2 protein-coding genes and 2 pseudogenes are annotated in these 2,474 nt (G+C 43.9%); all 4 read right to left on the bottom strand.

Translation table 11 applies throughout. The features are described from left to right. Positions 1-551, bottom strand: a pseudogene (locus tag BLS89_RS10305) (hypothetical protein); the annotation flags it as partial. Between the two features lie 30 nt (positions 552-581). Then, positions 582-1,508: a hypothetical protein gene (locus tag BLS89_RS10310; protein ID WP_092738137.1), complete on the bottom strand. Its 927-nt coding sequence runs from the start codon at positions 1,506-1,508 to the stop codon at positions 582-584. Between the two features lie 2 nt (positions 1,509-1,510). Continuing rightward, positions 1,511-1,972: a hypothetical protein gene (locus BLS89_RS10315; protein ID WP_092738139.1), complete on the bottom strand. Its 462-nt coding sequence runs from the start codon at positions 1,970-1,972 to the stop codon at positions 1,511-1,513. After that, positions 1,962-2,474, bottom strand: a pseudogene (locus tag BLS89_RS10790) (nucleotidyltransferase); the annotation flags it as partial. The gene BLS89_RS10315 and the pseudogene BLS89_RS10790, both read right to left, overlap by 11 nt.

Here is a 2,474-nt window from a genome sequence, read left to right on the forward strand (position 1 = left end):
TTACTCTTGTCTTCAAGTCCCCTTAGCTGCAACTTTGCACCCGTAGCGTCCAATACTCGAACTACCCCTTCGGGTATTCTCATATCCGTGTTACTGATGTTTTTGCCCAAGTCCCCTGCTGGCAGCTTGGCACTTTCGCCATCTTCATTCACACCTACAACAAAGGGGTGAGCGGTGGTATCGGAAGTTTCAATGGGTTTGTCGAGTTTATGGGCTAAAAGCGCATCATTCTCCGTTTTTCCATAAACATTCCCTGTTTTCTCGCCTTCATCCACCGTTGCAATATTAGAGGGTAGTTCGCCCACATTCAGGGCTTGTTTCCAAGCGATAATATTGTCCTCGCTTAGTCCTGTGGCATCTTTGTTGGCTTTCATTTCTAACATTGAGGCATCCGCCTTGTCTCCTAATATTTCGGATAATCCATCCACTTGGTTAGCTGGGATTTTTTCATCCTTGTGCCAAAAGCTATCTATCCACGCCCAAAACTGCTCTTGGGTAGGTTTTAGTCCATTCTTAAACCATTGTTTTATAGTGTTTCTGTCTGTTGCCATATTCTTGTTTTTTTATAATTACCCGTGCGGTTACGCACTCAAGCCTACAAATTCAATAAATCTGATGACACGGTACGGCGGCATATTGTTGTGGGGGGTATTTTCTCCGACGGTTTTAGCTTCTGCATTATTCCAATCACTTTTTCCCATCGCACCAATACCATATTCAGCATCGGCATTACCCATATCTACCTTGTTCACTGTCCATTTACCCGTATCCAAAGCTCTTGAACCAAATTTATTATACGGGTATTTCGCGTGATTGTGACTGGGCATTTCTGGAATGCTTAAAGTATGTGCTCTTTCGCCGCCGGTGGCACCTATTCTATTCAACTCGTAATCTTCTGGGTCATAATCACCGGAAAAATTTTCATCATCATAGAAATAGTCAGGGTCGCAGCCTATTGGGAATTTCCCCCTCAAATCTGTGCATTCCTGCCAGCCTTCCGGTATAGGTTCGCTTGCTGGTTTGCCCCATATTGCCACTAATCCGACAGGTATAGGGCTTTTCTTGGTTTCCAAAGCTCTAAGCCTCGCTTCTAAATCCGTTTGTTTTTGCTCTATTGCCTCGTGCTTTGCCTTTAATTCTGTCGTCGGAAATATCCGCTTAAAGTTCGCCCATTTGTAAGTTTTGTCGGGCGTGGTTCTGCCAAAGGTGGCGTAACGCCTTGTAATTACATCTCTTACACTGCCGTCCTCAAAGGTTCTTTTCTCTTTGCTTTCTTTGATGAAAACATCCACAGAAATACCCCCACCTTTGAACTCCAAAACTTCTCCATTGATATACACCACACCATCACTTACGTGTAACCCTGTGGTTTCGCAACCGGTAATAATGGCAAAGTTGCCCGCCAAATGGCCCAGCTGGTGAAATAGCATATAGCTCGCCTGCATCGCATCCAGTATATTGGTGCTTAATGGAAAGCCCCCTGTTTGGTTAAAATTTAATTTATTCATTACTATTTTATTTGTATTTTGTATCTCTTACTTGCCAGCTTGTAGAAATCTACCAAAGCTCTCATCTCATAGCTGTTGTATTTTAAATCACTTGGCACCAGTACCAAAAAATCCAAACCGGTATCGCCATAGTCGGCATCATCACGGAGGTACATCGTACCGAGAAACTTAGGCTTTCGTTCCCCGTCTGTGTAGATATAGGGGCGTTTGTACCGGTTGCCGTCTGCTATCTCTATACGCCTTTGAGATACATCAAAGCGGTCGTTTAATGCCTTTCTTAGATAGCACACCTGTCCGTTGTGAGCGAGGTTGTAAAGGTTTTCGTTTCGGTTGAAATTAAACCTATCAGCCAAGCCGTTTAACGGATAATGCAATGCCCTAAGCCACGCCAAATGCCTTTCTTTGCGTAAGAATGTCGGCGTTAAGAGTGCTGTCAGCTTATTTATGTTAATATTATACCACATATTGAATACCGCTAAAATTTTCAATTTTAAAATATCCGCTTATCGGTATGGTTTTCACCTCAATAGGTTGAAAATCTCCGTAACCGCCTACGCTTGCATCTATCCACTTGCTCTCCGCTAATAATAGGTGCGGTATCTTCACGCCCTCCACCTGTTGCAGTTCATCCACCAAGTGAGCCAGAACAAGCTCCCCGTTGAAAGGCAGTTTTTTGAGGTAGTTTTTGAGGGCATCCTCCACCGGATTTTTGCCAGTTAAAATGCTTTGTCCGTTGGTATCAATGACCAAAGGGTCGCGGTAAATTCTTAATTGCAAGCGCAGAATATCGGGTAAGTAGTTAATCACCGAAACGCGTACCCCTGCATCTTTTATTTCCGCTAAGTATGCCCCGAAACTTTCTTTTTGCGCATCTGTTATCGGCTGCAATTCTCCGCCTTGTTCTGTTGCGATTTTGATTATGAGACGGCTTTCGCTCTCGCTTTCCACTACGGCGGAATACTTGAT

The organism is Riemerella columbipharyngis (assembly GCF_900101995.1).
Classification (GTDB): domain Bacteria; phylum Bacteroidota; class Bacteroidia; order Flavobacteriales; family Weeksellaceae; genus Riemerella; species Riemerella columbipharyngis.